The sequence below is a fragment of the Syntrophales bacterium genome (assembly GCA_030655775.1).
GTDB lineage: Bacteria > Desulfobacterota > Syntrophia > Syntrophales > JADFWA01 > JAUSPI01.
Genome location: JAUSPI010000010.1, coordinates 1 through 25,833 on the forward strand (window position 1 = coordinate 1; position 25,833 = coordinate 25,833).

Sequence of the window (25,833 nt, forward strand, 5' to 3'; positions counted from 1 at the left end):
TAATCATATACTTTATATAAGTTATTTTTGAAAGTCAAATCTAACATGCTTTGAATAGCCCGGAATCTTAAAAGTTTACACAGAAATCCTCCACTTAGCAAAAGTGAGTAACCTTGTCTGCCTTTTTAAAAAATGAGAACAGGAAGGCCAGGAGGGTACCTTTTTCTTAAATCACAAACAATAAAATCTTAGTTTTTTCAATATGTACCACAGGAGTATCTCGTCAATTTAGTTTTTGTTGCAAGATAGAACTTCAATGATATAATGGGCAAGTTTCAAATATTGCTTAGATAGTATAATTTCACGCCTTTTTATGGGGGAGCGAATATTTTTTCTGCGAATGGAGGGTAGAAATAAGATGGCTTTTAGAAATAGAGACGCAGAATTTTTAAAGGAATTCCAGGAGCGGTTTGAAAATAAAATAAGGGAACACGAGATAACAACCGTAAAACACTGGAAGGAATACCTTGATAAATTGATTTCTCTGAAACCTGACGGAATTGCATCGCTTAAACTTAAGATGAAAAAACTTTCAGATATGATGGAAAACAGGATCAAAATACTAAAAAGGGATTGAGATGAGAGATATCGTAAATTTTTTGTTTGAAGTTGGTATGTTGAAAAAGACTCCGAGGACTGGTTTTCAGTTTCTCGGATCCGGTTGTGAATCAGTTGCGGAGCATGTTCTGAGAACAATGTTCATAGGATATACCTTGTGTAAGTTGAGAGGCGATGTTGACGAATTGAAAGTTCTAAGGATGTGCCTTGTCCATGATCTTCCCGAGGCAAGAACAGGGGATATGAACTATGTCTACAAAAAGTATGTAACAGTAGATGAAAATAAAGCAGTAAGGGAGCTTACAGAACAGCTCTTGTTTGGGGACGAAATCAGGACTGTCATAGATGAATTTAACGAAAAAAAGACAGAAGAATCGCTCATTGCCCATGATGCTGATCAGCTCTCTTTAATTTTTCAGCTCAAGGAGTGTGAAGATCTGGGGAACAAGTATAGCAGGGAATGGATAGCGTTTGCCGTAAAAAGGCTTCTTACCGATACCGCCAGGGAGATGGCAGACACTGTAATTGAAACAGATTCATCTTTATGGTGGTTCAAGGATAAAGGCGACTGGTGGATAAACGGGAATAATAAGTAGGCACAAAGTAACAAAGGGACAGAGGCACAAAGAAAGAGAAAGGAATGAAACCCAACCTGCGAATCTGCGTAATCTGCGGGTAATTTTCATATAAACCCGAGAGGTGACCATGAGAAGAAAAAATTTAGTAGTGATAACGATTATTTTGTTTATTATCTGTGGTGTGACAGGCTGTGCAACCAACCACTTGAAGGAGGAACGAGCAAATGCTCGTCTTGATGTCGGAATCGCATATATCAAAGCCGGGCAGTACACCGCTGCTCTGAAGGAACTCCTTGAAGCGAAAAAATTGAGCCCGAGGAATCCGGAGATTCACTACTATCTCGGCATATCTTACCATGGGAAGGGACTTGTAAATGAATCAATAGGAGAATTTGAAGAGGCTGTAAATTTAAACCCGGATTATTCGGAGGCCCACAATTATCTTGGTACGGTCTACTTTAATAAGGGTCTTTGGGACAAGGCAATAAAAGAATTTAACAAGGCCCTTGCCAATGTCCTTTACGCGACCCCGGCATCAGCATTATACAACATGGGACGGGCCTATTATCAAAAGGGAAATTATCGGATGGCACTGGCTAAGTATAATGAGGCAATGATAAAGGGACCGAATATCATACCGCTTCCTCTAATAGAAAAAGATATGGGAGTTGCCAGTTTTGAACTGGGGGAGATTGATAGTGCAATAGGGCACTTCAAGAGGTCACTCAAACTCGTTCCCACGTTTGTTGAATCTCATTACTGGTTGGGGCGATGCTATGTCAAACAGGGAGACGTACAGGGGGCAATAGAGGAGCTTGAAACTGTCATCGAGACGGCCCCGGAGTCGGAATTCGGGGAGAAGGCAAAGGAAATCCTTAAAGCCATTGAGAGGTAACAGTAACGGCTTCGTAAAAAGTCTAATAACAGAAGAACAGAATAGGAGTGTAACAAACTATGGCTACAAAGAAAAAAAAGAGGACCAGTTCAATAAAATCGAAAAAAAGGAAAAAAAATATCAAACTGGTCTTCCTTTCCATGATCACCTTAGTTGTAGTTGGTTTCCTATTTTTCTTTTTTGTGACGCTCTTTGATTATGTTTATCCACCGACTACCGGTGAAGGGGTTTCTTCAAAGAAAAGGGAGAAACAAAAAGTGGTGCTCTGCTTTTCTGATTCGAACGAACGATTTCTGGTTCCTGAAAAGAGATATGTTCCGAAAAGGAAAAACATAAATAATCAGGCAGAGGAACTGGTGAATGCCCTTATGGAAGGTTCTAAAACCGGTTTGGTGAGAACATTTCCGGAAGGCTCACAACTTCAAAGTGTTAGAATAGAAAAGGATGGAACCGCCTATGTTAGTTTTGGGAAGAGCCTTGTCGAACTTCATCCGGGAGGAAGTAGCAGTGAAATGGCAACAATATATTCTCTTACCAATACCCTGATGTTTAATATTCCAAGTATTAAAAGGGTAAAGATATTGATAAAGGGGAACAAGTTTAGAACAATAGGGGGTCATGTTGACGTGAGACGCTCCTTTGTCCTTAACAAGGAATTAATGGCACAGGGATCTGTGGGGGGATGAAATCAAGAATGTCCTTAGAGGCAAAACTTTCGAGAGCAAGAAACATCGGCATAATTGCCCATATAGATGCGGGTAAGACTACCGTTACGGAAAGGATTCTTTTTTATACGGGCAGATCTCACAGGATGGGTGAAGTTCATAACGGTGAAGCCGTCATGGACTGGATGCCACAGGAGCAGGAAAGAGGAATAACCATTACTTCGGCAGTTACCAACTGTGAATGGAAAAATCATGAAATACACATTATTGATACACCTGGTCATGTTGATTTTACTATAGAGGTTGAACGCTGTCTGAGGGTGCTGGATGGGGCGGTGGTTGTCTTCTGTGCCGTTGGGGGTGTGGAACCCCAGTCGGAAACCGTCTGGCACCAGGCGGATAAATATGGTGTGCCGAAAATAGCCTTCATCAATAAAATGGATAGGATAGGGGCTGATTTTCCCAAAGTAATACGAATGATGAAGGAACGGTTTAATTCCATCCCACTTCCGATACAGATACCCGTAGGTGAGGAGGAGCAGTTTAGCGGTGTGGTGGATTTGATAAAACAAAAAGTTATTACCTGGAGTGAGGAGGATCCCGTCGGGTTGTCTTTTGAGCTCTCGGATATTCCCCCCGATTTTCCCCCCCAAGTGGAAGAGTACAGAGAAAATCTTATTGAAACTATTGCAGAAGTAGATGATGGTATTGCCGAAAAGTATCTGGAGGGCATGGATATCTCTGAAAAGGAAATGATACATGCTATCAGGAAGGCAACCATTTCCTTGAAAATTGTGCCCGTTCTGTGTGGCGCGGCCTTACGGAACAAAGGCATTCAACCCCTCCTTGATGCGGTTGTCGACTTCCTGCCGTCTCCCGTGGATATCCCCCCTGTCAAGGGCGTTCATCCCCTTACCGGAGAAAATGAGGAGCGGTATAGTAACGGTAAAGAACACCTTGCTGCCTTTGCCTTTAAGGTTATGATGGACGAGGGAAGGAAAATGACCTATCTGAGAGTTTATTCGGGGAGGATCAAATCGGGTGAGGATGTCTATAATGCGACCAAAGGTAAGAAAGAAAGAATAGCACGACTCCTTAAGATGCATGCAAATAAGAGGGAAAGGGTGGAGGAAGTCGGTGCAGGTGACATAATCGCCGTTATAGGTTTGAAGAATACCACCACGGGAGATACCATCTGCGATGAATCACATCCTATTATCCTGGAGTCGATGGAATTCTATGAACCGGTAATCACTCAGGCAATTGAGGCAAGGACACCGTCAGATCAAGAAAAACTGACGGTTGCTTTGGATAAGCTTGTGGAGGAGGACCCTACAATCAGGGTGAAGTATGTGGATGAAACTGATCAGACTGTCATTTCGGGCATGGGAGAACTACACCTGGAAATATTTATTGACAGGTTGATAAGGGAATTTAATGCTCATGTTAATGTAGGCAGGCCAAGGGTTGTTTACAGAGAGACAATTAAAAACGCAGTGGAGGTAGAAGAGAGATTTGAAAGGGAGGTTGGAGAAAGGAAACATTTTGGTCATGTCAGGTTGTTCATGGAACCCAAGGAGCGTGGAGGAGGGATCGAGCTGCCGGCAGAGATAGAAGGGGAGTTGATTCCTGAAGAGTTCCATGCTGCAATTGTTGAAGGCATTCGGGAGGCCACCTTGAGCGGCGTTATAGCGGGTTACCCTGTTTTGGATGTTAAAGTTAGAATTACTGGCGGATCTTATAGGGAAGGTGAATCTTCAGAGCTCGGTTATAAGGTGGCGGCTTCTTCCGCCTTTAAAAAAGGATGTCTGCAGGCGGAGCCCATACTTCTTGAGCCTATTGTGAAGGTTGATATTATTACACCGAGTGAATTCGTGGGAGAGGTTATCGGAGATATCAATTCAAGGAGAGGAGAAGTTGAATCCATGACCAACAGAGGTCCTGTTAGTGAAATAGGCGCAAAGGTGGCATTGGAGAGGATGTTTGGATACTCTACTGACCTTCGATCTATCACCCAGGGAAGGGCTACTTTCTCCATGCAGTTTTCTGAATATGACAAGAGATAGAGTGCCTAAAGTTTAAAGTGAACTAAAGTTAAGGACTGCGCTTTAAATCGCAGTTAATATAAATAGACTCAAGTACCTTAACTTTAGGCACTCTATCTCACTTTACACTTTTAACTAAATCCTGTTGTTTGAGCTGGTACCAACATGTGCGTAAAAACGCAGTTGTTGTAGATAAAGACTCTTAAGAGCTAAGTTCATATGTAATTTTCAGGGTTAAAAAAAATTGTAAGTAAGCTGAGGAAGGAACGTTTCTTCCTGATTGCAACCCTGATAATAAATGTTATATTTTTATGTTCCGTTGGTATATATTGTTTCGAACATGCCCCCCGTTTCTGAATTCATGTCTCAAAAAACAGATTGAATTACACTACAACATGGTATGGTGAAAAAGAAATAATGGCTTCTATACAGCAATCAGCAGTAAAAATCACCGCTAACCAAAAAATTGGATTATTAGTTCCTTATGTAAAAGAGCGAATAACGGCGCAGATTCAATCCTTAGCGCTTATAGTTATTTACTTAATATGTTTTCAAACTATTGTTTTAAACATTGCCATTAGTGAAGCTGCGATCGTTGCAACAGGAATTGCTGTGGTAGTTCTTGGCCTGGCCTTTTTTATGGAAGGGCTCTTCTTAGGTTTAATGCCTTTAGGCGAGGTTATTGGGATTAAACTGCCACAAAAGACCAAACTGCCTATCATATTAACCTTTGCTTTTATTTTGGGCTTAGGTGCAACTTTTGCCGAACCCGCTATCGGTATATTAAAGACTGCCGGCGCATATGTAAAGGCCTGGGATGCACCCTTACTCTTTCTGGTTTTAAATAAACATTCCAATTATCTTGTGTATTCAGTAGGCGTGGGTGTCGGCATCGCTGTGTTGTTCGGTATGCTCAGATTTCTGTATGGGTGGTCATTAAAACCTTTTATTTATATTTTGGTCAGCATTCTTTCGGCTTTTTCTATCTGGGCACTTTTTGAGCCCAATATGAAATTCTTAACAGGCCTGGCGTGGGATTGCGGCGCTGTCACTACAGGGCCCGTAACAGTTCCCTTGGTCCTGGCGCTGGGCATCGGAATCTGTAGAATTGTAAGCAGTGGAACTTCGGAGGCTGCTGGTTTTGGCGTAGTGACGCTTGCATCGTTATTCCCAATCGTAGCAGTACTGTCTTTAGGTGCTCTTTATCTCAACCATGTCCCTTCGCCCATGGAAGAAGCCAAATTCTTTGCTAAAGGAAATCAATCTAAGATATTGAATTTGTTTAATGATAAAAATGAGATGATTGGATATGCATTGCGAAACGCCCAACCAAACAGTCAAATGGCTCTTTTTGACGGCAACCAGGAAAAAATGCTCGAATTTATTGGCAGGCTAAAAAAAGATCCGATTTTAAGAAAAGCTGTTCTTGAAAAAGGAGATATTGAACATTTGAAAAATTGGGCTGTTCAAAAAGGTACAGAATCACAAAGGCTCGCTATTTTTTCAGAACCCAACGCCCTTAAAGAGGCAGTAAAGAACTATTCCGGTGTTAAGAATATAAAAACCAGTCCGGTTGATGTTTTGTTGCGTAATGGCAAGGCTGCTGTTCAAGCAATCATACCGCTTGCCATATTCTTTTTTCTGGTCTTATTCTTGGTTTTGCGTGAAAAGCTCCCAAGACCAGATGAAATTATACTGGGAATTATTCTGGCTGTTGTTGGCATGGGCCTGTTTAATGTTGGAATTGAACTCGGATTATCAAAGCTCGGCAATAGCGTAGGTACCAATATCCCTTGTTCATTTAAAAAGATTCCTTTGATTAATGAAAGGCAAATCATTATCAATTTTAATAGGGATATTGTTCAGACCGCCATAAAGCCGGATGGCAAAGAAGAAACCTTTTTCTATGCTAATATTAACGATGGGTATGTGCCTATTCCCTTTGATCAGAGTTCTTACGATCCTTCAAGCAAGCAATACATCTATACGCCTACAAGAGGACCTCTATTTGGGGGGGAGAATGGAATGTTGGGTTTTTTGGTGGTATTATTATTTGCTTTTATCATGGGTTATGGTGCGACCTTAGCTGAACCCGCATTAAATGCGCTGGGCTTAAAAGTAGAGGAAATAACCGTAGGAACATTTAAAAAATCCCTTTTAATCCAGGCTGTGGCTTCCGGCGTGGGCATTGGTATGCTTCTCGGTGTGGTAAAAATAATCTGGAATGTACCTTTGGTATATCTGCTAATCCCCCCATATCTTTTACTCCTGATTATTACGAAAATATCCACTGAGGAATTTGTGAATATAGCATGGGATAGTGCAGGGGTTACAACGGGACCGATCACTGTACCTTTAGTGCTTGCCATCGGATTGGGGATAGGTAACCAGGTGAATGTGGTAGAGGGTTTTGGTATATTATCCTTGGCATCGGTTTGCCCAATACTGGCAGTGTTGACAGTTGGACTCTACGTAAACAAGAAAAGAAAGGCTATGCGACAGGAAAGTGCCTAATGATGATCCGGAGTATGATGGAGCGCTTTTAAATACCTATTAACATATACAGGATGACCCATTTAATGGATATTAGTAAAAAGGTTATTGAGATTACGATTGTTGCCAATAAGGAAATAGCGTCAGCCGTCCTTGAAGATCTGGAATCCATAGGCATAGAATATAGCAATTCCATAGCAGGGCGAAGGGTCCTATTGCAGGAGAGGAAAGGCCTGTTTAAAATGGTTGGATCTGGTAAATCCCTTGTGCATGATCCCATCACCATCATCACCTTTTTAATCTCCTTGGAGATAGAGCGGGCAATTTTAAGCTTTATAATTAAGAAAGGCGGGTTAAATATCCCTGGAAGAGGGACGGTGTTCAGTAAAGAGGTTACATTGATTAAGGCACATGAACTATGCCAGGAAAATAAAATCCAGAATATCGAAATTGAAAAGAGAGAACTATTAACCGATTTAGCCGGCATATGCTGCATCGCACAAAGTGGAGAAGGAAACATTTTGGGGAAGGTTGGATTGGAAACGGGTAGTGGTGTTCCGGCAATTACTTTGGGTATTGGAACCGGTGTAAGGGATAAGATCGGACTCTGGAGAGTCACAATCCCGGCCGAAAAGGAAATTGTGAATCTGGTGACCACGACTCATCATGTAGAGAGTGTGATGGAAATGATGATAGATATTGGGGCATTAGGTCAGCCAGGGAAAGGTTTTATCTATCTTTATCCCATAAAAATGGGATCGGTCAATATGAAAGCTTATGTGGGATTGAGCAGCCAGGCAGCGAGTGTTGAACAGATAGTTTCAGTAATCGATGAAATAAAGGGAGACTCTAGATGGCGTCGGCGTGAATTCTCTAAATATCCAGCCTCTGGAAAGAAAATAAAATATCTAAATGACCTTGTGAATTTCACCCTGATTTGCAATGAAGGACGCGCCACGGATTTGATAAAGGCGGCCATGGATGCTGGTGCCGGAGGGGCAACAATAAGCAAATTAAAATATCGCTGCACAGAGAAATCAGAGTCCAAGAAAATATCTCCGGCCCGTGAGATTAGCGAGATGATTATTTCGGAAAATCAGATTGAAGGAGTCGTGAAAGCACTTGAGGAAAGCGGTGCGTTAGATGAAGACACCTACGGGCAGATGTTCTGCAGTCTGGTTCCTAAAGCCTACACTTATATGGGAAAAGCTTGATAGAATATGAGGGGCCGGCAGGAATATATTGGTTGAGTTGATAAGAATCCCCTTTCTCCCAGGAGCGTATGACCTATCATCGTGAAACCGGGCATGTGGAATACAAATCAAAGGATGGGTCGCAGGCGAAAGTGTTCGACGCGCTGGGATGGATAAAGGGCGGCCGGATATCGTTGTGATAGACCTGCCGTCTGTGCCGGGGGGGGGCAAATGCCGGCGGTTCGGTTTCAAATACGTGATCAGCATGGATACGATACTCGACAATGATTTTTAAGGAATACAGTGAATAAACCTTATCGACTTTCTTTTAAATCCCAAAATATAGTCTATACGCTTCATGCACTGCGAAGAATCTTCGACTGTTTGTTTTACCTGAAAACCAAATCAGCGGACCAAGGCCACAAGTCTATTTTGGCGAAACAGATTAAAACCCGAGATTTTTGGGAAAGCTTCGGGGGCATCCATTTGTGAATCAGTTAACAGCTTAGCATATTGATGACATTGTATTTATTATGCCGCGATCAGCCAGATTAGATGTACCCGAAAGCCCCCTGTGCCGATGGAGTTTGAGTTTCTGCTAAGAGAAACGGTTGATGACAAAGAACTACGAGTTGAAATAGATGAATTGCTTAAAAGAAAAAGATCAGGTAAAGAACTTGATTATGCTCCAAGAATACCGGTTATCAGTGAATTCATTGAAGCTGCCCCCCGTTTCTGAATTCATGTCTCAAAAAATTTCAGAAAGGGTGTTTTTTAAATGAAAGAAACAGTACAGACAATACATGCCACTTTTCAATATTTGCCTAATAAAGATAAGCTCCTTGAAAGTGTTCATAGGATTAGCTCTCTTCTCACTTCGTCATCGCACATTGATAATGTGCTGAAAAGAATTTTAGACGAAGTTGTTGATACAATGCAATTTGATCGTGGCATAATCTGTCTTTACGATGATACGAAGGAAAATTTAATAACAAAAGTGGTGAAAAACTACAGCCCTGAAGAAGGAAGGAGAGCTTTTTCCAAACAGTTGAATCTGCAAAAACACGATTGCCTTGAAACAAGAGTGGCAAAATTTGGTCACTGTATTATTCTTGATGATGTTGAAACTGATCCCAAGGTGACTGAAATCGACCGAAAATTAACAAAATTCTACAAGAGAGGGTCGACCTTCTGCGATGCACTCAAGGTAGACTCTGATGTAATGGGCATCATTGCCTTGTGGCGCGTGAAAAGATGGAAATTTTCGGAGAAAGAGGTAAATATTCTTCGTACTTTTGTAAATCAGATAAGTCTGGTTCTACATACCAGGATGTTATTTGAGAATAACCGGGAAAAAATACGTGAACTACTGGTATTGCAGAAAGCTGTTTCAGAACTGAGTTCTAACTATATCTTAGACAGGATGCATGAGGTTCTTATTGGGAATGCGTTAAAAATAAGTAGTGCAGATAAAGCGCTTATATATTTTTTAGACCTGGAAAAGGAAAGCTGTTTTATAAACGATGGAAAGAAGGTTTATATAAACGAAAAGAGCGAATATGATGAAAAAATACCCCAAAGTATCATTAAGAAAGCTGTAGATACCAATACAATTGTCGTTCGGCGACCTTCACCGGATTCAACCGGTGGTAGTATCGCAGACTTGTTTGACGGATATCTTTCTGGCATAGCTTTTCCGATTAAAATAAAAGATAAATTTAAAGGAGCTTTATATCTGGGGAAAAAAGAGGGGAACTATTCGCGGGATCAGATAAACGTATTGGATATACTTGTTAAAAATGCCGCTATTTCCTACGATAACGCAATTATGCATTCGAAGCTCTCGCTTGAGGCCAAGTCACTTAAAACAGAGGTTAGAAAACTCAAGGAGAGAGAGAATGTGCTTTTAGGTTTCCAGGATATCCTTGGCAAATCAAAAAAGATGCTCCGTATCTTTCATGTAATCAATGAAGTGGCCAAACATGACACGAGCATATTAGTGCAGGGAGAAAGTGGCACCGGTAAGGAATTGATCGCCCGTGCAATTCACAGGCATAGTGGCAGGAGTTCCAAGCGCTTTGTTGATGTAAATTGTGCTGCTATACCTGGAACCCTGTTGGAGAGTGAGCTGTTTGGATATGAAGCCGGTGCTTTCACGGATGCCAGAAAGAAAAAAGTTGGACTTCTCGAATATGCAAGCGGTGGAACTTTATTGTTAGATGAAATAGGGGAAATGAGTTACCCAGTTCAGGCGAAGCTATTGAGGGTATTAGAAGAGGGACATATCCGGAGACTTGGTGGGACGGAAACCATTCCAATCGATGTTCGCTTTATTTTTTCGACGAACAGAGACCTTGCAGGCATGGTGTCTGATGGTTCTTTTCGAGAGGATCTTTTCTACAGGATAAGTATTGTTCCGGTAATTATACCCCCTCTGAGGGAAAGAAATCGCGATGTAATTCTTCTGGCACGATACTACATTGACCAGTTCAATAAAAAATTCAACAAAAGGGTGATAGGGTTTAGCAGAGAGGCTGAAAGGATTCTAACGAATTATTCCTGGCCGGGGAATGTGCGTGAACTGAAAAATATCGTTGAGCGCATCATGATACTTCAGGATGTGGGTGCAGTTATTAACGAGGAGAATCTTCCTGCCGAGATCAAAGCTGTTACACCACGGGATCTCACAGTGCAAGTTGGTGAATCTCTTCCCCTGCCTACCCATGAAGGTATGGACTACAAACTGACCGTTGACAGATTAACGGGCAAGATTAAAGAAACAATACTTTTAAAAGCTCTTGAAATAAGTGGAGGCAACAAAACGGGCGCTGCAAAAATTTTACGTATCTCACGTTATTCGCTTCTTCGTGAACTGAAAAAGATTGGTGAAGCGTAAGGTAAATACAGCGCCGGAAATTGACGTGCAAAATTTGCACTATGAGTTCAATTTACGCACAGCATTCTAATGTAGATTCACACGCACCTTCCTGAATTGGCAGGTTTCACAATGCGATTATCGCACAATCCCCCGTTTTTTCATTGTCCACCTTATCTTTTGTTTGTTAGATAAAACAGATATTTTAAGTAGAATGCCAAGAGATTGCCTTGTAAGGTCTTGTTTTTGCGGATATTTTGTAAATGTGCTGCAGGCAAATAAATAACAGGAAGAAGTTTGGAGTTGGCATTATTATTGTAAAGAAGTTAATACAAGTAAAATAGAGACCTTCGAGCGATAATAAAGCCCTTGAATCCAAATCATATATGATAAGAGGTTTTCTAAGAGGATAAGTGCTCGGAGGTCTCTGAAAAACTGGAAGTGACTAATGGTTTTACGTTTGAATGTTTGTAAAATCATTTTGAATAATAAAGAATTTAAATGAAGAAGAGTAGAAAAAAACACATTGAGCCCGGTGGTGGTGATGTAGGGGGCAATTCATTATATGTGGAAGTCGACGAGGGTCCGGAGTCAGATTTTTTCGTTTTAACGCAAAATAGTGAGGTTGGTAAAAAGATAATTGAACAAACGAAGGGGGAAGTAAAGGTCGATAAAAGTATCGACTTCTTTCTTAGAGATTTTCCTTTATCTGATGATGATAAAGATTAAGGAAAAAGATCTTTGGAATGTTATATGTGGTGGGTGGTTTTTGTTCCCTCCTTTCCATCCACCTGCCCCCTTGAATATAATCTGAGAAGTAACGTGGTTTGAAACCTTTTCAGTTTCTATATGAGAGCTTTGCACAACTGCTGTTATTTGTCATTTCGACCGAAGGGAGAAACCTTAACAGGCTTAAATCATTAAGATTTCTCGTCGATTATGCTCCTAGAAATGACAAAATTCAAAGGTCTCTATATGTTGGTGGATGGTGAGATATTTCCATCCGCTATTTTTTGGATTCGTTGTAGCGCTTTCGGGAAGGAATTTTTCCTTTTCACTGTGGGGTTACTGTTATTTTTGATCTTTCTTGATATTGGATTCTGTCGGGCGGTACAATTTATAAATCTCCCGGAAGCGTTACACATTAAACCTGAAATAAATGATATCACCATCCAAGATAATATAATCCCTTCCTTCAGCGTGGAGTAGCCCCTTCTCTTTTACTCCAGATAAAGTGCCAATTCTAATGAAATCATCGTAATGGATGATTTCTGCCCTGATAAAACCTCGTTCCATATCGGAATGTATTTTTCCGGCGGCGGTTGGTGTCTTGGTACCCTTGGTGATTGTCCATGCTCGAAGTTCAGGTCCCACCGTGGTATAAAATGTGATTAATCCCAGTAGATCATAACCTTCCCTGATCAATTTCCTGAGCCCAGACTCCTGAAGGCCAAGATCGTCAAGGAATTCTTTTCTTTCATCTTCTTCGAGTTCTGCTATCTCCGCTTCCATATCACCACATATTACGATTACTTTTGCCTCCTCTTTTTCTGCAATATCTTCAATCTTAAATATATGATCTTTTCCTCCCTTAAGAACTTCCTCATCTACATTGGCAACATACAGTACCTCTTTTGCAGTTAGAAGAAAAAATTCTCTTAAAGTCTTTTTCTGTTTCTCATCAAGATCGATATTTCTTGCGGCGACACCCCTTCCGAGGGAATCCTGTATCCGGTGACAAAAATCAAGTTCCACATGGGAGGCCTTATCTCCCGTTTTTGCCTGTTTTTCAACCTTTGCAATTCTTTTTTCTACCGTTTCAATATCCGCCAGTATCAGTTCTGTATTTACGATTTCAATATCGCGTGCCGGGTCAACGGTACCATCCATATGAGCAACGTTGGGGTCATCAAAGCAGCGTACTATATGAACAATGGCGTCTACGTCTCGTATATGTCCGAGGAATTTGTTTCCCAGACCCTCTCCTCTGCTGGCTCCTTTTACAAGACCTGCTATATCAAGGAACTCCATGGTGGTGTATGTTGTCTTCGGGGGTTTGATGATCTCCGCGATTTTTTCAAGTCTTTCATCGGGGATATGAACTATTCCTATATTGGGATCGATTGTGCAGAAGGGATAATTTGCCACCTCTGCTCCGGCGGCCGTGAGCGCGTTGAAGATGGTGGATTTACCCACGTTGGGAAGCCCTATGATGCCACATCTGAAACCCACAATATAACCCCTTTCAAAATGTAAGTGTTCAGTGACCTTTTAAAATATAATTCTGAGAAGCGAATCATATTTTAAAACTCCATGCGTTTTGTGGTAGTTCTGCAAAGCTCTCGTTCAACATTTCGTTAGAGGCTAAGTATTTTTGGTTATCCTGTCAAGACTTTTTAAGCATTCATGTACTCAGGAGTCAGAAGCCAGAATACAGAATACAGAATAGCATTGTAACAAACCTCGTTTTTCATTCTGACTACTGACTGCCTGTGTGGTTGTCAATCGATAGACAAAAAAAGGGGGCTGGATTAAATCCAGCCCCCTTTTACGTTAGTGATTTAATAAATCATTTTATACAGAGCAACGATGGCCGGGGCGGTGACCAGTGAAACAACCGCCATCAGTTTGATGAGGATGTTCATGGAGGGTCCGGATGTATCCTTGAAGGGGTCGCCAACGGTATCACCGATGACACTCGCCTTATGGGCATTGGAACCTTTGCCGCCAAAATGCCCCTTTTCTATATACTTCTTGGCATTATCCCAGGCGCCGCCGGCATTGGCCATAAAAAGACCTAAGATCACGCCGGTAAGCGTTGCTCCCGCCAGAAAACCGCCAAGGGCTTCGGGACCGATGAAAATACCAACCAGAATGGGCGCCAGTACCGCGGAGCAACCGGGGACGACCATCTTTTTCAGGGCCGCTGAGGTGGCTATGTCCACACAGGCGTTGGTATCCGGAGGCGTTGTGCCTTCCATAATGCCGGGGATCTCTCTCCACTGCCTTCTGATCTCATTGATCATTTCAAACGCGGCATCCCCCACCGCCGTCATCGTCATGGCGGCGATCAGACACGGAACCAGTCCTCCTAAAAACATACCGGTGACCACGTGTGCTTCGTTCAGATTCAGGGCAAAATTTTCAAAACCGGGAAAGGTTTTTACGGTTGCCGTGTAAGCGGCAAACATGGCCAGCGCGGTCAGCGCCGCTGAACCTATCGCGAAACCCTTGCCTATGGCCGCGGTTGTGTTACCCACGGCGTCCAGACCATCGGTGATCTCTCTGACTTCCGGCGGCATGTGGGCCTGCTCCGCGATACCACCGGCGTTATCGGCAATCGGGCCGTAGCTGTCTACAGACATTGTCATTGCTACTGTTCCGAGCATTCCGACACCCGCGATCGCGATACCGTAAAGGCCGGCGCAGATATGGGAGAGCCAGATGGCAATGGCGATAAAGAAAACAGGAGTGGCGACGCTTTCAAAGCCTATTGATATTCCGCTGATTATAGTTGTCGCAGAACCTGTCTGTGCGGCCTCGGCTATTTTTACGATAGGTCCGCGTGCGGTATAGTATTCTGTAATGGCTCCTATCAACATGCCGCAGACGATACCCAGCAGAATCGCCCAGAACGGGCCCAACGCACTTATCATGTGTGATTCTTTCAGATACTCTGCCGACATCCCCGCGGTCATATTCTTGACGGTGAAATAACTGGCGATGATAAACAGAATGCCCGCTATATACAGTGAGTTGCTCAGTGCGGATTGCGGTTTCATGTTTTTGAGGAAGTTGAAGAGACCGATTCCTATGATGGAACAGACAAGACCTGCCATGATGAAGAGCATCGGCAGTTGCATCCATACCAGCTTTTGTGCCCCCATTGTCGCGCCTATCGCTATTGCCGCGATGACAGAGCCGCAGTAGGATTCATAGAGGTCTGCGCCCATGCCGGCGATATCGCCCACATTGTCCCCGACGTTGTCGGCGATAACACCCGGGTTTCTCGGGTCATCTTCGGGAATACCCGCTTCGACTTTTCCTACCAAGTCAGATCCCACATCGGCTGCCTTGGTATAAATGCCGCCGCCGACACGGGCGAACAGCGCGATCGAGGAGGCGCCCATGGCGAAACCGTTGATTACCACAGGATTCTTTTCTGAAAAGAAATAGAAGAATATGCCAAGTCCGAGCAACCCGAGACTGGCAACCGCCAATCCCATTACAGATCCGCCGAAGAAGGCTACGGTCAGGGCTTTAGCCTGGCCGTATTCCCCAGCAGCCTGGGCTGTCCTGGCATTGGAGTAAGTTGCCGCCTGCATCCCTAAAACTCCCGCAAGCATCGAACCGAGTGCCCCCGCCAAAAAGGCCACGGCTGACATCCTTGACTCCAGAGCGAAAAAGAGTATGACAAAGACAACGGCAATGAATATTGCTATAATTTTATACTCCCTTTTCAAGAATATCATGGCGCCCGAGTGTATCTTTTCCATAATATTCACCATCGTTTCATTTCCCGGGGAAAACGACATAACGTATTTATAGATGAAAAACGCTAATATTAAGCCGATAATTGCCAATAATGGTCCGTAATTTACTAAATTTTCCATAACCGTTTATACCTCCTCGTTTTTATTGTTGTTCATTCTGATATTGAACTGATTCATGGCCGGCTGAGTTCCAGATGAAATAACCTCCACCACAGCGTCACATGCCCTTGTGATAATATCCGGCAGAATCTTCATCTCGTCGTTAGTAAAATGTTCAAGGACATACCCTTCAACCATCTCCTTAAGCTCTGGTTTCCCGATACCCAGTCTGATCCTGATAAAATCCGACCTCTCAAGGTAGTCGATTATGGATATTAATCCTTTATGTCCTCCATGACCTCCACCTTCTTTTATCCTAATACTGTTTAATGGCAGATCCAGATCATCATGTACTACTATCAAATCGCTAAGGTCTATCTTAAAATATCCGAGGAGCTTCTTGATAGCTGCACCACTTAGATTCATAAATGTCTGCGGTTTGGCCATCATAACAGTTATGCCCGAAAGAGTTCCTTTTCCCAAACAGGAGTCGAATTTCTTCTGGCGGATTTCAATGTTCTGTTCTTTTGCCAGCGCATCCAGGACCAGAAATCCCATATTGTGTCTGCTGAACCGGTATCTGATACCCGGATTTCCCAGCCCGACAATCAGCTTCACCGACGACCCCCGAATTATTCACTTGTTTCTTTGCTCTGCCCCTCTTCTGATTCTGAGTCTTCACCACCTTTTTCTGGCAATTCTCCTTCGGCTTCTTCCTCTTCAACTTCTAATACGGCGACCCTTTCGGCAACGACCGCTACTATCATTACATCCGGGGGATCAAGGATTTCTATATCTTCCCCGAGGACAACATCCTCAACCTTAACTGAATCACCTATATTCAGGTTGCTGATATCAACTTCAATGAGATCAGGAATTGAAGAGGGTAGAGCGGATACCTTCAGGTTTCTCTTGGAGAATTGCAGATCTCCCCCCTCTTCTATGCCGACAGATTGTCCTGTGAGACGAATCGGAATATCCATTATTATCTTGTGATCCATTCGGATTTCATAGAAATCGGCATGTAGAGGGTTCCTGCTTATCGGGTTCACCTGGAGGTCTTTTATTATTGACAGCTTTTCGACTTTATCGCCATCGTCTTCGATCGTTAATTTAATAAATTTACTCTCTCCCTTCACTGTTCCTAATAGTTTCACCAGCTCGGAAGAGTTGACAGTCAGCGGAATCGATTTAACTGTAGCGCCATAAAAAACCGCTGGTATCAAACCTTGCTTTCTCAATCTTCTGGCAGATCCCTTTCGAAATTCATTGCGGGTATAAGCCTTTAACTCTATTGTTTCCATATATTTATTTCTCCTATATAAAGAGTGAACTTACAGAATCATTATAATAAATTCTTCTGACTGCTTCGCTTAGAAGCCCGGAAACAGAAAGAACCTTAATCCGCTTGCAGGATTTTGCCTTTTCCTGCAGCGGGATGGTATCGGTCACGATGACCTCTTCAATGTTGGAGCCATTAATATTGTCTATTGCGGGTCCCGACAGAACGGGATGGGTACAGCAGACAGATACCCCGGTTGCTCCTTCCTCTTTGAGGGCTTTGGCTGTCTGTACCACGGTTCCGGCGGTATCAATCATATCATCAAGAATTACTGCTCTCTTATCTTTAACATCACCGACTATATTGACGACCTGCGATTCATTCGGACCTTCTCTTCTCTTGTCGATAATAGCAATACTTGCCCCCAGTCTTTTTCCAAATGCCCTAGCCCTTTTAACACCACCGGAATCAGGCGAAACGATAACCATGTTGTCCTGGTAATTTTCCTTAATATAATCCAGGAGTACGGGCGTGGCGAAAAGATTGTCAACGGGGATATTGAAAAACCCCTGTATCTGACCGGCATGGAGATCCATGGAAAGGACACGATTGGCACCAGCAGTGGTTATTAAATCGGCAACGAGCTTTGCCGTAATCGGTGCCCTGGGAAATACTTTTCTGTCTTGCCGTGCATAACCGTAATAGGGGATGACAGCCGTTATTCTGTCTGCGGACGCTCTCTTCATGGCATCTATCAAGATTAAAAGCTCCATGCAATTGTCATTCACGGGCGGGCAGGTTGATTGAATAATAAAGACATCCATTCCCCTTACGTTTTCATTAATTTCTACCCTCGTTTCACCATCACTGAATGTTGTTACATTTGCCTTTCCGACGGACACTCCCAATGCTATGCATATCTTTTCTGCGAGAGGGGAATTAGAGTTTCCGGAAAATATTCTCATTTTTTCAAACATTCAACCCTCCTGTAAACAAATGTTATTAGTGGTTGAAATTTAAAGTAATTCTAACTCTAAAACGCTGGCTGGGGCGGGAGGATTCGAACCTCCGAATGCAAGAACCAAAGTCTTGTGTCTTACCACTTGACGACGCCCCAATATTTAGTTGTTTATAATAATTAGCAGTGATGGACTATAATAAAAAATATCAACAGTCAATTGATAGAATGTGCCCCGAATACGGCCCACTTTACCTCTGCCTTGAGCTTCTCTTCCGCTCTTAGTGCATCTTTTTTATCTGCGAATATCCCGAATACTGTTGGTCCACTTCCAGACATCAATGAGCCAAGAGCCCCGCATGCAACTAAGAGTTCCTTTAATTCTTTCAGGATAGGATGTAGGTTTAAAGTAACCTTCTCCAGATCATTGTGCAGTTTATTTACAACGTCGTCTACGGTGTTAAAACGAGGGATACTAAACTTTTTCACCTTGTTTGTCAATCTTAAATTGAGGGTCTCATAAACCATTTTTGTTGAGATATCAAAGCAAGGGTTTACCAGTACGAACCACAGTTGGGGGATATTTTCTACAGCCTGAAGCTGGTCGCCTATACCGGAGGCCCATGCTGTTTTATTAAAAACAAAAAAAGGGACATCGGCCCCGAGTTTTGCCCCTATTTTCATTAATTCACCTTTAGAGTAATTGAATCCCATCAGATCATTTAACGTAACAAGGGCAGTAGCGGCGTTTGAACTTCCGCCACCCAATCCTGCTGCTATCGGTATCTTCTTTCTGATTATGATTTCTATGCCTGGATTGGAGGACGCTTGAGAAAAAAGGAAATTTGCGGCCTTATAGACGATGTTATCCTCATTTTCGGGAAGGGAAGTTCCCGGGCATTTTATCACGATTCCCTTTTCCCTGGAAAAAAAATCCATTTCGTCATAGAGACTTATCATCTGCATCAGGGTTACTATATCATGATAGCCATTTTCCCTTCTTCCCAGCACACGTAAGTGAAGATTTACCTTTGCCGGCGACCTTTTTGTTACCATTAATTCCCCTTTTCTTTTACATACCTCATCCTCAACTCAAAGAGCATACCGTCTAACAATTCTTTCTCGTTATCATCGAGGTTGCCCTCTGTTTTTTCTTTGAGCATACCGAGTATATCTATAGTCTGTTTTGCCGCAGAAAGATTCTTCTCTGTCTTTTGAGATACCGGATCAGGAAAATCTCCAAAATGATACATTACTGAAGTACTCAGAGAGAAAATAAAACTTGAAAAATTCACCTCAGGCAAAAACTCCTTTTCTTCACCTTCACTTTTATCTTTATCTTCTGAGGCTTGCTCTGCCTGGTCTGGTTTTTTCTCTTCCTTCTGTCGAATTTCTCCTGATTCATCAAATGTTCGTTTGTCCTTAACAATAAAATCCTTCTCGTGCGTCTCGTCTCCCATATTTTCCTCCTACATCCTTCTTAGTCTCGCAACTCTTTCTTCAATCGGTGGGTGGGTACTGAAGAGGTTGACAAATGATTTTCCCGTCAGAGGATTCACAATGAACATATGAGCCGTTGATGGATTCGCCCGCATGGGGATCGCTTTTGATGCCCGGGACAGCTTTTCCAGGGCACTGGCAAGGCCGTAAGGTTTGCCCGATATTCTGGCGCCCCCCTCGTCGGCAAGATATTCACGTGAGCGGGATATAGCCATCTGTATAATCATTGCTGCAATAGGTGCCAGAATGGCCATCATTATGAGACCAAAAAATCCGCCTCCTTCGTCGTCGTCTCCTCCAAAGCTTCCAAAGATAGCCGTCCACTTGGCCATATTGGCCAGCATTATAATGGCGCCGGCCAGTGTTGCCGCGATGGAGCCTATCAGCATATCCTTGTTCTTAATGTGAGTAAGTTCGTGGGAAAGAACACCTTCAAGCTCCTCCCGGTCTAATATCCGTAAAATTCCCTCCGTTACTGCCACAACGGCATGCTTCTCGTCCCTTCCAGTGGCAAAGGCATTTGGAGTATCACCTGGAACAATATAGACCTTAGGCATAGGGAGACCGGCTCTTAATGCCAGGGTTTTTATAAGGGAATAGAGTTCGGGAGCTTCGCTTTCCGAAACCTCTTTTGCGCGGTACATCCTCAATACGAGCCTGTCTGAGAACCAATAACTCCCAAAGTTCATTGCCATCGCAAGAATAAACGCAATTATTATTCCCTGCTGGCCGCCAAAGTACCCACCTATCAGCATCAGAAGACCGGTTAGGGCACCCAGAAGTATGCCTGTTCTGATTGCATTCATTCGATACCTCTCTTTGTTTCCTTATCTCACCGGCTTTTCAATGCCCACGAAGATATTTCCGTTTTTTAACACACTGACCGTCCCCGTTGATTCAGAGACGACGATGGCAATAGCGTTTGTTACGCTTGTAATGCCGGCAGCGGCTATATGTCTGCTGCCAAGCCCCTGGGGAAAATCTTTGCTTTCTAAAGCAGCATTGAGGTGCCTGCCAGCAGTCACGAGGACGCCATTGTCCTTTAAGACAAATGCGCCGTCAATAGCTGAGAATTCCTTTATTGTTTCCTTCAAACTGGGACTGAGGATATTGCGTTCTTCCTCTTTGTATCCCATGAAGGGATTCATCACCATTTGTCGTGAAAGTTGTAGCACCTTTTCGTGATCTCCGAGAATGAAGATTGTTCCCACCGGACGGCCTTCCCTCCCCTGAGCGGCGAGCTCCAGGGCAATGTTCAAGACGGCATTGAAGACTTCGGGAGATACACTTTCAGTAATGTCTGTAATTTTTTCTGATGTGAAAATTTCAAATTCCTTACCCACATCGATAACCATTATACTGTCCACGTATCCGAATTTATGGATACCGGTAAGGCAGACAAGCCTGTCTCCATTTTTGAAAAGACCTTTTACAATTCCCTTGGTGATTGCAATTTTTATCTGACCTACGCGTGTCAGATTTACATCGGGGACGTTCAACACTTTCCCTGCACTCCTGAAATTGTCAGGTATCTCAATATTGTCCCTCGTTACCAGAATCGTGTCATAGCATGTTTTGTTGTCTTCGTTTATCAGAAGATCAGAGGCCACATCAGCATATAGCAATATAGCCCTGGCCTTTATCTCCTGCGCTATTCGACACGCAGATTCCATAATTGCTTTGTTGAGAGAAACCATAGATTTTCCTTTATATGTTTTTTAGTAACTTAACCATAAACTGCCCCTATGTCAAGAAAGATGGTGGTGCCTAATTGACCGGGAGCACACCCGCAAACCCCGCCTTGTAAGCGGGGCAAGGGACGCAATATAAAACAAACATATTCCGTAATAGATATCGCCGAATTGGTGTGAGGAGCAACAATGAGCCCGCGATCAAAAAAAGAATAGATTGAAGCACTCTTTTTCTGTTATAAGGGTGCCTCCCGGAAAGAAACCGACGATTTTTAAGGGAAATGGCCCGTGAAAATTCTACATATGAGAAATCAGCAGTATCGATTTCCCCGCCGGGACACGTTTGATCGTCACGGGACAATGACGTAAAAAAAGCTTGACTATTAAAAAAACGATTATATAATTCGACGTTAAAGTATAAATTGATGGGGGTGATTTGCAGGTGAATCTTCCTAAAGTTTCAAATGCATTAGATGTATATGTGTCACAGATAAGCCAGTTTCCAATCTTGACTGCGGAAGAAGAGTTTAAACTTGCCGTCAGATACAGTAAACACAACAATATGGAGGCGGCGGAAAAGCTGGTCGTTTCAAACCTTAGATTTGTGGTTAAGATTGCCCATAAGTATAAGGGGTACGGGATTAAGCTCCTTGACCTGATTCAGGAGGGGAATATTGGTCTCATGCACGCGGTGAAAAAATTTGACCCGTATAAGGGTTACAGGCTCATATCATATGCTGTCTGGTGGATAAGGGCGTATATGCAGAACTTTATCATTAAGTCGTGGAGCCTTGTGAAGATTGGCACCACCCAGGCCCAGAGAAAGCTGTTTTTCAAGCTCAATCAGGTCAAAAGAAAACTCCAGGGTATTTCCCTTAAAAAGCCAGAGTTTACAGAGATTGCAGAATCACTGAATGTAAAAGAAGCTGAAATTGAAGAGATGGATTGCCGTCTAAATAATCGTGATCTTTCCCTTGACGCAACGATAAGTGATGAGAGTGAATCGTCTCATATCGATTACTTGACGTTCGAGGGAGAGGATCAGGAAAAAGCGTTAATCAAAAAAGAAGAGACGGTTTTGGCAAAAAATAAGATAGACAGAGCACTCTCTGAACTGAATCATAGAGAAAACTATATAATAAAGAATCGGATAATGGCCGATAATCCTGAAACCCTGCAAGAAATAGGGGACAGGTTTAACATAACGAGAGAACGGGCCAGGCAGATTCAAAAAGCTGCGCTAAGGAAGCTTCGGACTGCCATTCCGTATTTGGAAAATGAAGTGGCGTTGCTCGAGGCTTAAAACCCTTAGTCCGACATAGCGAGGTTTACAAAAGAGGTATATTTTTCCAAAAAGGCCAGTTTTACCATACCGACGGGACCGTTTCTCTGCTTCCCTATAATTATTTCAGCCATCCCCTTTTCCGGATTATCTTCTGACCTGTTGTACACTTCGTCTCTGTATATAAAGGTAATAACATCAGCATCCTGTTCAATGGCTCCGGATTCCCGCAAATCAGCCAACTGGGGCCGTTTATTGGTTCTGTCTTCTACTTTCCTGTTAAGCTGTGACAGGGCAACGACGGGGATGTTCAATTCCTTAGCAAGTGCTTTAAGAGAGCGGCTGATTTCTGATATTTCCTGCTCTCTCGAATCTTTAAACCGTATGCCCCTCATCAATTGAAGATAGTCGAGAACAATTAGCCCCAAGTCAGTTTCAGACTTCAACCTTCTCGCCTTAGCCTTCATTTCCAGAACAGTAATGGCAGGAGTATCATCTATGAATATCGGTGCTTCGGAAAGCCTCCCAGCGGCCGTTGTTAACTTCGGCCAGTCGGTTTCTCCGAGGAACCCTCTTCTGAGACGCTGAGAATTTACCTTAGCTTCAGAGGCGAGCATACGTAGGGAAAGCTGCTCCTTGGCCATCTCCAGGGAAAAGATGGCGACCGTAATCCCCTTTTCTATTGCGACATATTGTGTGATATTAAGGGCAAAAGCGGTTTTTCCCATGCTCGGCCGGCCGGCAATAATGATCAGATCAGATTTTTGAAATCCGGAAGTGAGATCGTCTAACTTCTGGAAACCAGTTGGCACGCCTGTTATAAGTTCTTTTTTCTCATAGAGCTTCTCTATGGTCATAAAACTATCCTTTACTATCTCTTTGATAGTATAAAAGGCGGGTTTTATCTTATTTTGGGATATCTCGAATATAGTATGTTCAGCTTCGTCCAGAATATTTTCTACGTCTTTTCCCGTATCATAGCTTTTGGTTATTATTTTTGTGGCAGCACCGATAAGTCCGCGCAAAATTGCTTTTTCCTTAACTATTTTTGAATAGTAGGTGACATTTGCGGCAGACGGAATGTTATCAACAAGTGAGGCCAGATATGATACCCCCCCGGCGCTGTCAAGTTGATTGTTGTTCTTGAGAGTATTGCTGAGGGTAATCAGATCGCTTGGTTCATTCTTTTCATACAGTTCAAGTATAGCGGAGAAAATTTTTCGATGTGATTCACTATAGAAATCATTTACACTGAGTATTTCCAGAACGTTGTTAAGAGCCTCATTTTCAAGCAAGATTGCTCCTATGACTGACCGTTCTGCCTCAATGTTCTGAGGTGGAATTTTATGCAAAGAAGGGTCTATATCTTTCATCTGATTTTTCTACTCTTCACCAACGACAGAGACCGTAATCTCAGCGGTAACTTCTGGATATAACTTAACTTTCACAGAGAACTCCCCCGTACTCTTAATCGGCTCTTCCAGGACAATATTTTTCCTGTCAATTTCTATTCCCTGTTCACGCAGTGATTTTTCTATGTCTTTGGTGGTTACGGAACCGAACAACTTATCCTGTTCTCCGATACGTTTGGAAATAGTACAGGTTACATCGGAAAATTCCTCAAGCAAAGATTCTGCTTTCCTTTTTTCACGCTCACGCTTATGTACGATAAGCATTTTCTCATGCTTTAAGGCTTTTATGCTTCTGTTGCTTGCCTCAACAGCCAGATCCCTCGGAATAAGGAAATTCCTTGCATAACCATCCGCAACATTTAACATGTCTCCTGTTTTCCCGAGAGATTCGACATTTTCTTTTAAAATAACCTTCATCTACAAGCCTCCTAATGTGTAATGATTAATATGGTTCATCCGGGAAGAAGAACATTCATGCAGTATGACATTTCATCTTTTTGTCGAGTTTCCTGAAATTAAACCAGATATCGAATAAACCCAGACCAACAACAAGCAAGAGTAAAAATTGCTGACCGAAAATCAGGAAATAGCATATTATTCTAAGAAATCCCGGAACATTTTTCTTTTTAAAGAAAAAACTTATAATTGCAAGACCCTGAAACATATAAATGAACAAAAAAATGATCAGTAGATTCAGGGCGACAATTTTAATCATCCCAACAGAAATCAAAAGTAAGCCGCCGGATATTATTACAAACCAGATCATCCAGTCAGGCGCCTTCCAGTATGCAAGGTCGCCAAAGTCAGGATACCACATCCCGACTTTTTGAAAAATCAGCTTTCCTGCCAGAATATTCAGCCATACTATAAAAGAAGTGCTTATCAGTACAAGAGCGGGGAAGAGACTGATAATGACCGCTATTATCTGATTGGCATTTTCTTTAATCAGGTTAATCTGCTCTGAGGATATGTCGAGTTGAGAGTATAACCTTATATTTTCCCGGATACTTTCTGATATGTAAAATTCAATAAGACCCCAAGGTGTTTTGCCCGTTTTTACATTGTAGTAGATTAGCAGGGCAAAACATAATGTTGAAAGAGCTATCGTGGAATAAAGGACAGTTTTTTCTATAGAACAACTCTTTCTCAGTATCTCAGAAAGGATCAATCCGAGAGATCCTAACAGGAAAAAGAAAGGTAAGCTTACCTCTAAATTCCAAAACTGATAGCTTATTGTCAGGACGAGCAATGATACGACAAAAACGACCAGACCTTGTGTTCTGCCCAGTTTTGAGTAATAATATAGGACTGGAAGTGGTATAAATATTAATCCGATGGATCCCAAAACAGGAGTTGTAGCAACGGCCAGAAAGACAAATGAAGAAATAATAATACCACGGGAAAACTCTCTCTTTAAGATTTTACTCCTTCCTTCTTTCAAAGTCTGAATCCATTTCCTAAATCGGCCCTTTATGAAAGACATAAAAGTCTAAAATTATTTATGTCTGTAAAAAATTAGCTATACCATATCCACTTTCTGATTCGGCCGTTTAGGCAGGCAATGATTAACTATATAGATTAATTTCAAAATAAAGTTGAAGCTTCCCAATGTAGCGTGCTTGTATGTGCGTTGCGCATTCTCCATGATTTATATGCCTACACATCTACATCTGGAGAGCTTTGCAAAACTGCAATTCTGGTCATTGCGAGGAGCTTTAGCGACGCGGCAATCTTATGAATTATCAATATGTTATGAGATTGCTTCGCTTCGCTCGCAATGACAATATTGGTATTATGCAAAGCCTCATCTGGTG

General features: G+C 42.6%; 23 protein-coding genes and 1 tRNA gene. 11 read left to right on the top strand and 13 right to left on the bottom strand.

Going from position 1 to position 25,833, the window contains the following annotated elements; translation table 11 throughout:
* The first annotated feature begins 358 nt into the window (after positions 1-358).
* The 10 genes from Q7J27_00325 (at position 359) to Q7J27_00370 (ending at position 12,031) form a co-directional block, all read left to right on the top strand.
* Positions 359-577: a hypothetical protein gene (locus Q7J27_00325; GenBank protein ID MDO9527586.1), complete on the top strand. Its 219-nt coding sequence runs from the start codon at positions 359-361 to the stop codon at positions 575-577.
* A 37-nt stretch (positions 578-614) separates the two neighbouring features.
* The gene (locus Q7J27_00330) at positions 615-1,154 is read left to right on the top strand and encodes an HD domain-containing protein (GenBank protein ID MDO9527587.1); all 540 of its coding nucleotides are present in this window, start codon (positions 615-617) and stop codon (positions 1,152-1,154) included.
* A gap of 109 nt (positions 1,155-1,263) precedes the next feature.
* A complete protein-coding gene (locus tag Q7J27_00335) occupies positions 1,264-2,031 on the top strand; it encodes a tetratricopeptide repeat protein (GenBank protein ID MDO9527588.1) in 768 nt (255 codons plus the stop codon).
* Positions 2,032-2,090: 59 nt separating this feature from the next.
* Positions 2,091-2,717: a GerMN domain-containing protein gene (locus Q7J27_00340; GenBank protein MDO9527589.1), complete on the top strand. Its 627-nt coding sequence runs from the start codon at positions 2,091-2,093 to the stop codon at positions 2,715-2,717.
* Between the two features lie 8 nt (positions 2,718-2,725).
* Positions 2,726-4,762, top strand: a complete 2,037-nt coding sequence (gene fusA / locus Q7J27_00345; GenBank protein MDO9527590.1) for an elongation factor G — start codon at positions 2,726-2,728, stop codon at positions 4,760-4,762.
* A gap of 396 nt (positions 4,763-5,158) precedes the next feature.
* On the top strand, positions 5,159-7,255 hold the full coding sequence (locus Q7J27_00350) for a DUF1538 domain-containing protein (GenBank protein MDO9527591.1): 2,097 nt from the start codon (positions 5,159-5,161) through the stop codon (positions 7,253-7,255).
* A gap of 65 nt (positions 7,256-7,320) precedes the next feature.
* Positions 7,321-8,448: a hypothetical protein gene (locus Q7J27_00355; GenBank protein ID MDO9527592.1), complete on the top strand. Its 1,128-nt coding sequence runs from the start codon at positions 7,321-7,323 to the stop codon at positions 8,446-8,448.
* A gap of 529 nt (positions 8,449-8,977) precedes the next feature.
* Entirely contained in the window at positions 8,978-9,166 is a 189-nt protein-coding gene (locus Q7J27_00360; GenBank protein ID MDO9527593.1) for a nucleotidyltransferase domain-containing protein, read from the top strand.
* Positions 9,167-9,205: 39 nt separating this feature from the next.
* Positions 9,206-11,323 (top strand): sigma 54-interacting transcriptional regulator, encoded by a 2,118-nt coding sequence (locus tag Q7J27_00365; GenBank protein ID MDO9527594.1) that lies wholly within the window; start codon positions 9,206-9,208, stop codon positions 11,321-11,323.
* A gap of 480 nt (positions 11,324-11,803) precedes the next feature.
* A complete protein-coding gene (locus tag Q7J27_00370; GenBank protein MDO9527595.1) occupies positions 11,804-12,031 on the top strand; it encodes a hypothetical protein in 228 nt (75 codons plus the stop codon).
* Positions 12,032-12,439: 408 nt separating this feature from the next.
* Here Q7J27_00370 and ychF read toward each other — a convergent pair whose 3' ends face one another.
* From ychF to Q7J27_00420, 10 genes are all read right to left on the bottom strand, one after another.
* On the bottom strand, positions 12,440-13,534 hold the full coding sequence (gene ychF, locus Q7J27_00375) for a redox-regulated ATPase YchF (protein ID MDO9527596.1): 1,095 nt from the start codon (positions 13,532-13,534) through the stop codon (positions 12,440-12,442).
* Positions 13,535-13,863: 329 nt separating this feature from the next.
* Positions 13,864-15,915, bottom strand: coding sequence for a sodium-translocating pyrophosphatase (locus tag Q7J27_00380; GenBank protein ID MDO9527597.1), 2,052 nt, complete (start codon positions 15,913-15,915; stop codon positions 13,864-13,866).
* 6 nt (positions 15,916-15,921) lie between these two features.
* Positions 15,922-16,512 carry an aminoacyl-tRNA hydrolase gene (gene pth / locus Q7J27_00385; GenBank protein MDO9527598.1) on the bottom strand — a complete coding sequence of 197 codons (591 nt, stop codon included), beginning with the start codon at positions 16,510-16,512 and terminating at the stop codon, positions 15,922-15,924.
* Positions 16,513-16,526: 14 nt separating this feature from the next.
* Entirely contained in the window at positions 16,527-17,198 is a 672-nt protein-coding gene (locus Q7J27_00390; protein MDO9527599.1) for a 50S ribosomal protein L25/general stress protein Ctc, read from the bottom strand.
* A gap of 13 nt (positions 17,199-17,211) precedes the next feature.
* Positions 17,212-18,153: a ribose-phosphate pyrophosphokinase gene (locus Q7J27_00395; protein ID MDO9527600.1), complete on the bottom strand. Its 942-nt coding sequence runs from the start codon at positions 18,151-18,153 to the stop codon at positions 17,212-17,214.
* Positions 18,154-18,218: 65 nt separating this feature from the next.
* Positions 18,219-18,293: transfer RNA gene (locus Q7J27_00400), tRNA-Gln, on the bottom strand.
* Between the two features lie 57 nt (positions 18,294-18,350).
* Complete coding sequence (ispE, locus tag Q7J27_00405; GenBank protein MDO9527601.1) at positions 18,351-19,190, bottom strand: 4-(cytidine 5'-diphospho)-2-C-methyl-D-erythritol kinase; 840 nt, start codon at positions 19,188-19,190, stop codon at positions 18,351-18,353.
* Positions 19,190-19,594 (bottom strand): DUF1844 domain-containing protein, encoded by a 405-nt coding sequence (locus Q7J27_00410; protein MDO9527602.1) that lies wholly within the window; start codon positions 19,592-19,594, stop codon positions 19,190-19,192. Before Q7J27_00410 ends, ispE begins: the two co-directional genes overlap by 1 nt.
* A gap of 9 nt (positions 19,595-19,603) precedes the next feature.
* Positions 19,604-20,440, bottom strand: coding sequence for a zinc metalloprotease HtpX (gene htpX, locus Q7J27_00415; GenBank protein MDO9527603.1), 837 nt, complete (start codon positions 20,438-20,440; stop codon positions 19,604-19,606).
* A gap of 21 nt (positions 20,441-20,461) precedes the next feature.
* Entirely contained in the window at positions 20,462-21,331 is an 870-nt protein-coding gene (locus tag Q7J27_00420) for a diadenylate cyclase (protein ID MDO9527604.1), read from the bottom strand.
* A 436-nt stretch (positions 21,332-21,767) separates the two neighbouring features.
* Between Q7J27_00420 and rpoH the strand changes: the two genes are divergently transcribed.
* Complete coding sequence (gene rpoH / locus Q7J27_00425) at positions 21,768-22,628, top strand: RNA polymerase sigma factor RpoH (GenBank protein MDO9527605.1); 861 nt, start codon at positions 21,768-21,770, stop codon at positions 22,626-22,628.
* 5 nt (positions 22,629-22,633) lie between these two features.
* Here the strand turns inward: rpoH and dnaB are convergent, their stop codons facing one another.
* Genes dnaB through Q7J27_00440 form a run of 3 tightly spaced genes read right to left on the bottom strand, consistent with a single transcriptional unit; the run spans position 22,634 to position 25,502 of the window.
* Positions 22,634-23,980: a replicative DNA helicase gene (gene dnaB / locus Q7J27_00430; GenBank protein MDO9527606.1), complete on the bottom strand. Its 1,347-nt coding sequence runs from the start codon at positions 23,978-23,980 to the stop codon at positions 22,634-22,636.
* A gap of 9 nt (positions 23,981-23,989) precedes the next feature.
* The gene (gene rplI / locus Q7J27_00435; GenBank protein ID MDO9527607.1) at positions 23,990-24,436 is read right to left on the bottom strand and encodes a 50S ribosomal protein L9; all 447 of its coding nucleotides are present in this window, start codon (positions 24,434-24,436) and stop codon (positions 23,990-23,992) included.
* A gap of 55 nt (positions 24,437-24,491) precedes the next feature.
* A complete protein-coding gene (locus tag Q7J27_00440) occupies positions 24,492-25,502 on the bottom strand; it encodes a DUF2232 domain-containing protein (GenBank protein ID MDO9527608.1) in 1,011 nt (336 codons plus the stop codon).
* Positions 25,503-25,833: the final 331 nt, after the last annotated feature.